Raw genomic sequence first — 7,309 nt, forward strand, 5'->3', positions numbered from 1 at the left:
CCTTTTTAAAAGTATATTATTAAGTAATTTTATTTTTCTTTCAATAGCTTTTCTAAATAGGTAATTTTGTCTTGTTCAGCTTGCAATAAGCGTTCGTAAAGTTTTTTGTTTTCTTCATGCGCTTCTAATAGCTTATCAAGTGGATTAAATGTGCAATTGAAATTAGATACACTTACAGATGATGCGCCTTTATTGGACCCATCGTAATTGTTTTGAATATTATAAATCAATCTCTCCTCTGAAAAATTTTCGATAGATTCCTTTGTAACTCCAAGCACCTTTGCAATCTGCTCCAGTTTGTCATCTTCAATCTTTTCGGATTGTTCCAAATTAGAAACAGCCTGTTGGCTAATGCCCAGTTCTTCCGCAAGGGTTTCTTGTTTCATGCCTCTAAGCTCTCGAATACGGCTTATCTTTCTACCGATGTGATTTGGTTTTGTTGCTGTTTCCATAATTCAAATATAAGATTTTTTTCAAAAATTATCCTACTTGTAAAAAACAAATATAAGGTGGTAATATACAAAGTGTTTTGGTTTGGTACGTAGGGTTTTTGCTTTTAGTTTATGTAAAAACAAACATCATGAAAACAAAAGCACCCGCAAAATTTCCATTTAAGAAGGAACTTATTGGCTTAATAAAAAAAGAACTACCATTACATTCAATCTATGTCATTGGTGTATATCCCGAAAAAAAGAGGCAAGACATCTATTTGACTCCAGGATGTACTAATCCACAAAAACTGGTCACTTATACGCTACTCATCATTGGGCATAAATCCCCACGCAAGAGCCAAGGTGACTTTATGTATGGACTGTACAATAAGATGCAACAACGCTGTAAAGTATATGTCATTTTCCACACCTTGTCCAATATCATGGATAGGATAGATGTGGGTGATAATTTTTTGACCCGAACGATATCACAAACCCCCTGCCTGTACAAAGAGGACGATGCCTTATTCAGGTTTAGCCGATATAGGATATGCTATCATAAACAAGTATTTAAAACGATAAAGGCAGGGTGGAAGAGCCGTATGGAACGGGCAGACTATATGCTAAAGGTAATAGATACCATCATGGACAACGAAGAGCCCAATTCCAAACTGGCCATTGTACACGGTGCCATGGAACAGATATGTATGGCACTCTTGAACCTATTTTGGGAATATAAGCCACACCATTATTCATTGGACTACCTATTGCACCTATGCAGCCACTTCACACAATTGCCGAATAAGATATTCCCAAGGACGACCTTTGGTCTGCAACGCCAATATTATATGCTGTGCAATGCCCAAGATATCATACGTTTCAAGGGCAAAAATGAATTTTCAAGCAATGATGCCCATAAAGTCGCTAAACTATGTGAACGCTTCTATGAAGAAGCCATAACACTTGGTAAAGACCAATTAAAACATCTCAAAGAACTCCATTGCCAACCTTCTCAATTAAATTCAGAATCCAAAGAAAAAAAAACTTCATAACTAAATTTACCATCATGCAAACAAACGACACAACGCAAATAACCAACAAAGAAAAACTAGAGAAAATCATCCAATTGTTGAATCCAAGGGTACGCAAAAACTATAGGAGGGAGGATCATAGCACCATGCAGGAGGTGACCTTTGAGGTATCGGACAATGGAGAACTACGCTATATCATTTCATGCCTTTTAAGGACATGTATCTTGGCATTGGACAGTGAGAACGATTTTGCTTCCCCAAGACTCACCAATTGCTCAAAGGATTTGACCATAGCCACGGTACTGGACTTGGTGGATAGCATACTTCCCGATGACCAATTGGCAAGCTATGATAGTATTGAAAAACTGTTATTGCCAAAGGTAATAGTTTAATCAAGAAACTTTAGCGACTCAAGAGGTGTGTTAAACATGTCTTATTTTCTACTGAAGAGAGTGGTGAAAGAAGGTCCGATGACCTTTAATTTCAATGGGGTTTCGAATTTAAATTGCTGTATGATAATCACTTTTTTTATCATTTGTTCTATTGTAGATTAACGAAAATTACTTAAATGAGATATAATTCATGTTCAATATTTTAGCTTCAATTATACGTGATTAGACGTTGTCAACTAAAAGTTCGAGTCCAGTTCCCGTTATTGAATAAGGCTAAGTACACTTTTTGTATTTAAAAATTGATTGTTAGTTTTTATAATTTAATAAGACTATTAGTTTATAAAAATTAAAATAAACCACCAAGAATAATTAATAATAAAAAGAACATTAAACATGAGTAAAAAGTATATTCTTTTAATATTTTTATTATCATTTTTGTCATGTCTGAACAGCACCAATTCAGTTCCATACTTTGCTTATAGTTCCAATTCTGAAATTAGTGATAATGCAACAATAATTGATCACCAAGAATGGAATACTTTATTGCAAAAACATGTTTCAAGTATAGGGAAAGTTGATTATATAGGTTTTAAGAATGATATGGTAGCATTACAATCTTATTTAGATATTTTGGCAAACAACCTTCCGAAAGAATCATCGTCAAAAAATACAACATTAGCTTATTGGATTAATTCTTACAATGCATTTACAGTAAAATTAATTTTAGATAATTACCCAGTTAAAAGCATTAAGGACATTAAAAATCCTTGGGATCAAAACTTTATAATTTTAGAAAATAGAGCTATAGCTTAGGTAAAATTGAGCATAAAATTTTAAGAAAGATGAACGAGCCTAGAATTCATTTCGCTATCAATTGTGCATCTTATTCCTGTCCTAATTTATTGAATGAAGCCTATATCGAATCCAAAATTGAAAAACAGTTGGAACATTCGGCAATTTCTTTTATTAATGATAAAACAAAAAATAGTATTGATAGAAATAAAATAGAAATATCAAAAATATTTGATTGGTTTTCAGGGGATTTTAAAACAAATGGAACACTAATTGATTTTTTAAATAGTTACTCTTCAATAAAAATCAATGCAAATGCTAAAATAAAATTCAAAGATTACAATTGGAATTTAAATAATTAATGCATTCTCAATAATTATATTTAAAACATCTATATTTTAAAATCATAAAAAACATTTTATTAGGTCATAAATAGTATATTTGAGTTTCTAAAATGGAATATATATTCATGGATGCCATCAAAGTAGATTCTAAATTAACAGTTGAAAATTGGGTCAACGAATACAACGATGCTCTTTTTTCTTGGGCTTTTTATAAAACATCTTCAAGAGAAACTGCTGAAGATTTGGTTCAGGATACGTTTCTTGCTGCCTATCATAAATTTGATTCCTTTAAAGGGGATAGCCTACCTAAAACCTGGTTATTTTCAATTTTAAATAATAAAATCATTGATTATTATAGGTTAAGCACAAAAACAACCAAACGAACTATTAGTATGTCTGAAGATAAAGGCTACGAGGTTACCGATGGATTTTTTGATGAAACCGAAAATTGGAAGGTCAGAGCCATTAACCCGATGTGGAACCAAGATGAAGAGTTGCTGGACAATCCAGATTTCAATAATGTGTTGAAGAATTGTATGGGCGATTTGCCTGAAAATTGGCATTTTGCGATAACCTCAAAATATCTAACAGATAAAAAAGCAGACGAGATTTGTCAGGATTTGAATATTACCGTGTCTAATTATTGGCAGATTATCCATAGAGCTAAATTGGCTCTAAAAAAATGTTTGGAAATAAAATGGGTATAATTTGAAAAAAAATAAAAAATGCTATTAAAAAGAATAATGGATACAATGGTAAATTCGTGTAAAAAAACCACAGAATTAATTGATAAAGGTTTACTGACGACATTAACGATAAAAGAGAAAATGCAATTATCTATTCATACGTCTATGTGTAAAACATGCAAATCTTATGAGCATCAAGCAAAATTTATTGATAAGGCAATATCTAAATTATTTAACAGTACATCTAAAATCAATACAGATTCGTCTGTAGACAGAAAACGAAAAATTATCGAGAAAATCAATAAGTCTTAAATTAATAGTTGTTTAAAAGTACTAAAGGCATCACAAGAAATTGTGGTGCCTTTTTTTTGTTGCTATGAATAATTATATAAACTATTGAAAATCAATTTAATAAGAGTATTTAAGTAATCTTTTTGATTTAATTGTCAGGAACTAATGTAGTTAAAGTCTATTCATTCAGTTAAACAAAATTTATAAATATTTTTTAAAATGACAACCAAAAAGAAAATTTTATTAGCCTTAACCATAGGAGTCTTAATTGCGGCAGGAATAGCATTGTACATGTTCAACAAACCAGCAAGAGATGTTCAAGCAACCGAAACAGATTTTAGTTATAGGGCAAGTGCTATAGTTAATGAATATTTAACAGACGCTAAAGCTGCAAATGCAAAATATCTTGACGAAGAGGGTAATTCAAAAGTTTTAGAAATTACGGGAATCGTTTCCGATATCTCTGAAGATTTTAATAACCATAAAGTAATACTTCTTAAAAACGCTACAGATAAAGCTGGTGTAAGCGCAACTTTCACTGTAGAAACGAATGCTCATACTAATACTGTAAAACTTGGTGATGAGATAACTATAAAGGGCGTGATACGTTCTGGTGCGGCTTTCGATTCTGATTTAGAAATGTATGAAAACGTCATTATAGATAAATGTGACATCGTGTCAAAATAAACAAGTAAATAATAATTAATTTAATTTTAGAAAAATGAAAAAAGTAATTTTAACAATGATCGCTTTAGTGACTATTTCACTAACAGTTTCTGCTCAAAAGCAAGTAAGTACAAAAACACACTTTAAATTCTTTTCCACAACACCTGCCGAAAATATTGAAGCTAATAATTATGCGTCAGTAGGTACTATTACTCCTGCTTCCGGAGATATCGTTTTTTCTGTACCAATGCAGAGTTTTGAATTTGAAAAATCATTAATGCAAGAGCATTTTAATAGTAAAAAATTTTTAAATACAAAGGCAAATCCAAAAGCAAAGCTAATTGGAAAAATAGCGAATCTTGACGCTGTAAATTTCACTAAAGACGGAACTTATAATGTAGATGTAACTGGAGACTTAACCATAAATGGTGTTACAAAACCTATTAAGGAAAAAGCAACAGTTGTGATAAAAGAAGGAAAAATTAGTTTGGCATCCAAATTTAACCTTACGCTAGCTGATTATGAGATAGCTTTCAAAGGAGGAAAACCTTCTACAAATATTGCTAAAACAGTAGAAGTTACTGTAGAAGCGAATTATTAATTCAAATAAAAAATAAACAATCTTGATTTACTCATCAAGATTGTTTTTTAACTACATATTATTATGGCACATTTAAAATTAGAAAACAATACAATTTCGCCAATTTCTCAAGAGATTTTAGATAAAACACAAAAAGCATTAGGTTTTATTCCAAACATGTACCAAAAAATGGGGGTTAACCCAGCTTTGCTAGATGCTTACACATATTCTTATAACTCGTTTAGAGCTAATTCTGGCTTTAATTCTGTTGAACAAGAAGTGGTTTTTCTTTCAGTAGCCTATGAAAATAATTGTGAATATTGTATGGCGGCTCACAGTTTCGTGGGAGATATGATGAGCAAAGTTCCTACTGAAGTCACAAATGCTATTCGTGATAATAAACAAGTTCCCGATACTAAATTAGCAGCTTTGTCAAAGCTAACACGTTCACTTACCGCAAATAGAGGACATGTTTCACAAGCAGAAGTTGATGATTTTTTAGCAATTGGATATACTGAAGCACATGTTTTAAGTATTGTTACTGGCATAGCAGTAAAAACATTAAGTAACTACTCAAATCATCTTACAAATCCAGTAGTAGATGTTCCTTTTGCAGGGAGAATCTGGAAAAAATAAGCTTTTACATATTAACCAACTATGTCAGGAAAACAAAATAAGACGTCTATTTCTTAAATCAAGCATAAATGCAAAACTATTGTAAAGAGAATTTAAATGAGATAAAAACTGTATTGCTTCAATTAACTAATGAGCAATATACATTTCAATCTACAACATTATTTGGTGCAACCATAGGGCAACATGTTAGACACATTATAGAATTCTATCAAAGTGTCTTTAGTGGTTTTGAAGCAAAAACTATTAACTATGATAATCGAGTACGAAATCTTTCAATTGAAACCGATACCAAAATTGCTATTCAAGTAATTGATGAAATTTGTGCAAAATTAAAAACAGAAAATAATGATATACAAATGATTTTGGAAGGTAATTTTTGTGCAGAAGAAGGGAAGCAAATTAAAATTGAAACTTCTTTTTTAAGAGAATTGGCTTATTGTTTAGAACATAGTATTCATCATCAAGCGTTGATTAAAGTTGGCTTGCTAGAAGTGAAATGTTTGAATTTTATAGATGATACTTTTGGGTTAGCACCAGCAACTATTAGACATAGGAAGCAATGTGTTCAGTAAGTTTTGTTCCTTTAGAAGGTGGGTTCCTTTTAACATCTAACAGAGATGAAAAAAGTTATCGCCCCACTATTGAACCAAAAATATATTTTGAAAATGGAGTTGAGTTGATCTACCCCAAAGATAAGAAAGCCGGCGGTACTTGGATTGTGGCAAAGGAGGATGGTACATGTATAGTGTTACTTAATGGTGCTTTTGAAAACCATCAAAAAAAAGACTTCTACACTAAAAGCAGAGGCGTTGTTCTAAAGGAAATAATAGTAGATGAAGAACCAGTATTTTATTTTTCAGAAGTAAATTTAAAGCAGGTGGAGCCATTCACCTTAATCATTTTTCAAAAGAATGAATTAACAGAAGTAAGATGGGACGGAGTTGGAAAATATATCACCCCAAAATCTATTGATAAACCACATTTTTGGAGTTCTGCAACGCTATATAATCAAAGCCAACAAGATATCAGAAAACAATGGTTTCAAGATTTTTGTTATAAAAAAAGCTTAACTGTTGGTAATATGTTATCATTTCATAGCGATACACATTCAGAAAATACAGAATTTGGTTTAGCTATTAATCGAGAAGACAAAACCCAAACAGTAAGCATAACCCAATTAGTTTTGAATAATAATAAGGTTGAAATGACCTATATTGATAGAATTACAAATAAAATAATTGAAAATATAACGTTTTGAGAACTCTAAAAAATACCATTCATAAAATCTTAAATTGGGAATATTGGAATACGAATGTGATTTATTTTCCAATATTTTTCTATTGGATTTATTTGAGCATTAAAGCACGTTCATTAGGTTTTTTTAATGCCAGTAATCCTAAAATAATCAATGGTGGCTTTGCTTTAGAAAGTAAAAAAGAGATATATGATTTAATCCCTAA

Annotated in this window: 11 protein-coding genes and 1 pseudogene; 11 read left to right on the top strand and 1 reads right to left on the bottom strand. The window is 31.2% G+C overall.

Going from position 1 to position 7,309, the window contains the following annotated elements; genetic code table 11:
- Positions 1-29: 29 nt before the first annotated feature.
- Complete coding sequence (locus tag EV196_RS15240) at positions 30-452, bottom strand: helix-turn-helix domain-containing protein (protein ID WP_132218628.1); 423 nt, start codon at positions 450-452, stop codon at positions 30-32.
- Positions 453-580: 128 nt separating this feature from the next.
- On the opposite strand from EV196_RS15240, the gene EV196_RS15245 reads away from it, so the two are divergent.
- The 11 genes and pseudogenes from EV196_RS15245 to EV196_RS20050 form a co-directional block, all read left to right on the top strand.
- A complete protein-coding gene (locus EV196_RS15245) occupies positions 581-1,483 on the top strand; it encodes a hypothetical protein (protein ID WP_132218629.1) in 903 nt (300 codons plus the stop codon).
- 14 nt (positions 1,484-1,497) lie between these two features.
- Positions 1,498-1,854, top strand: coding sequence for a hypothetical protein (locus tag EV196_RS15250; protein WP_132218630.1), 357 nt, complete (start codon positions 1,498-1,500; stop codon positions 1,852-1,854).
- Between the two features lie 393 nt (positions 1,855-2,247).
- Positions 2,248-2,667, top strand: a complete 420-nt coding sequence (locus EV196_RS20255) for a DUF547 domain-containing protein (RefSeq protein ID WP_262711345.1) — start codon at positions 2,248-2,250, stop codon at positions 2,665-2,667.
- Positions 2,668-2,696: 29 nt separating this feature from the next.
- Positions 2,697-3,008: a DUF547 domain-containing protein gene (locus EV196_RS20260; protein ID WP_262711346.1), complete on the top strand. Its 312-nt coding sequence runs from the start codon at positions 2,697-2,699 to the stop codon at positions 3,006-3,008.
- A 92-nt stretch (positions 3,009-3,100) separates the two neighbouring features.
- Positions 3,101-3,697: a sigma-70 family RNA polymerase sigma factor gene (locus tag EV196_RS15260; protein ID WP_243652254.1), complete on the top strand. Its 597-nt coding sequence runs from the start codon at positions 3,101-3,103 to the stop codon at positions 3,695-3,697.
- A gap of 489 nt (positions 3,698-4,186) precedes the next feature.
- Complete coding sequence (locus tag EV196_RS15265; RefSeq protein ID WP_132218631.1) at positions 4,187-4,654, top strand: OB-fold protein; 468 nt, start codon at positions 4,187-4,189, stop codon at positions 4,652-4,654.
- A 34-nt stretch (positions 4,655-4,688) separates the two neighbouring features.
- Positions 4,689-5,234, top strand: coding sequence for a YceI family protein (locus EV196_RS15270; protein WP_132218632.1), 546 nt, complete (start codon positions 4,689-4,691; stop codon positions 5,232-5,234).
- Between the two features lie 63 nt (positions 5,235-5,297).
- Positions 5,298-5,849, top strand: coding sequence for a carboxymuconolactone decarboxylase family protein (locus EV196_RS15275; protein WP_132218633.1), 552 nt, complete (start codon positions 5,298-5,300; stop codon positions 5,847-5,849).
- Positions 5,850-5,917: 68 nt separating this feature from the next.
- The gene (locus EV196_RS15280; RefSeq protein ID WP_132218634.1) at positions 5,918-6,421 is read left to right on the top strand and encodes a DinB family protein; all 504 of its coding nucleotides are present in this window, start codon (positions 5,918-5,920) and stop codon (positions 6,419-6,421) included.
- Positions 6,409-7,107 carry an NRDE family protein gene (locus EV196_RS15285; protein ID WP_132218635.1) on the top strand — a complete coding sequence of 233 codons (699 nt, stop codon included), beginning with the start codon at positions 6,409-6,411 and terminating at the stop codon, positions 7,105-7,107. Before EV196_RS15280 ends, EV196_RS15285 begins: the two co-directional genes overlap by 13 nt.
- A pseudogene (locus EV196_RS20050) lies at positions 7,104-7,309 on the top strand (D-alanine--D-alanine ligase); the annotation flags it as partial. The gene EV196_RS15285 and the pseudogene EV196_RS20050, both read left to right, overlap by 4 nt.

It is taken from the genome of Mariniflexile fucanivorans, assembly GCF_004341235.1.
GTDB classification, from domain to species: Bacteria; Bacteroidota; Bacteroidia; order Flavobacteriales; family Flavobacteriaceae; genus Mariniflexile; species Mariniflexile fucanivorans.